This is a genomic window from Phenylobacterium conjunctum (genome assembly GCF_042679085.1).
Taxonomy (GTDB): domain Bacteria; phylum Pseudomonadota; class Alphaproteobacteria; order Caulobacterales; family Caulobacteraceae; genus Phenylobacterium; species Phenylobacterium conjunctum.
Map to the genome: position 1 here is coordinate 1 of NZ_JBHTLQ010000120.1, position 863 is coordinate 863.

An 863-nucleotide genomic window follows, 5' to 3' on the forward strand; every position below is an offset into this window, starting at 1 on the left:
GGCCCGGCCCGCTATGTCCGCGTGGCCGAGACCGGCGGCCGGCTGGGCTTCATCACCCCGCTCAGCCATAACTTCTGCGAGGCCTGCAATCGTGTGCGGCTGACCTGCACCGGCACCTTGCACACCTGTCTGGGCCGGGAAGACGCCTCGGACCTGCGGGCGGTGATCCGCGCGGGCGCCAGCGACGCCGACCTGGTCGACGCCATCCGCCTGGCCGTCGACGCCAAGCCTCAGGGGCATGACTTCCAGATCGCCCGCGCCGCCGCCCCCGCCGTGGCCCGGCACATGTCGACGACGGGCGGCTAGGATGGCCCGCGTCCTGTTGTTCGGCCGCCTCGCCGACCTCGCCGGCTGGCGCGAGCGCGAGATCGAGGGCGACAGCCTCTTCGCCCTGAAGGCCCGCCTGGCTGAAGACAACGAAGCCCTGGGCGAGGCCCTGTCCGGCCCTGGCGTCCAGGTCGCCCTGGACCAGGAGATCGTCCGCGGCGACGCCCCCGTCACCGCCCGCGCCGAGGTCGCCTTCCTGCCCCCGATGAGCGGCGGCTGATGATCCGGCTCACCGACCAGCCCTTCGAGCCCGGAAGCCTGCTCACCGGCTTCTCCCAGGGCCGCACCGAGACCGGGGCCATCGCCAGCTTCACGGGCCTGGCCCGCGCCGAGGCCGGCTCAACCACCACCCTGACCCTGGAGGCCTATCCGGGCTTCACCGAGCGCGCCATCCAGGCCATCGCCGACCAGGCCCGCACACGCTTCGCCCTGCAGGACCTGCTCATCCTCCACCGGATCGGCGACATCGCCCCTGGCGAGGCCATCGTCTTTGTCGCCACCGCCGCCCCGCACCGCCGCGCCGCCTTCGAGGCCTG

Annotated in this window: 2 protein-coding genes and 1 pseudogene; all 3 read left to right on the top strand. The window is 73.3% G+C overall.

Translation table 11 applies throughout. From position 1 onward, the window contains the following. Window positions 1-306 (top strand): annotated as a pseudogene (locus tag ACFQ27_RS20830) (GTP 3',8-cyclase MoaA); the annotation flags it as partial. A gap of 1 nt (window position 307) precedes the next feature. Further along, window positions 308-547: a MoaD/ThiS family protein gene (locus ACFQ27_RS20835; protein ID WP_374345550.1), complete on the top strand. Its 240-nt coding sequence runs from the start codon at window positions 308-310 to the stop codon at window positions 545-547. Then, the coding region (locus tag ACFQ27_RS20840; protein WP_377354930.1) for a molybdenum cofactor biosynthesis protein MoaE at window positions 544-863 on the top strand (320 nt) is incomplete at its 3' end. The genes ACFQ27_RS20835 and ACFQ27_RS20840, both read left to right, overlap by 4 nt.

Coding starts and splice junctions, on each gene's coding strand:
- ACFQ27_RS20835 (WP_374345550.1), top strand. CDS start 308: ATGGCCCGCGTCCTGTTGTTCGGCCGCCTCGCCGACCTCGCCGGCTGG.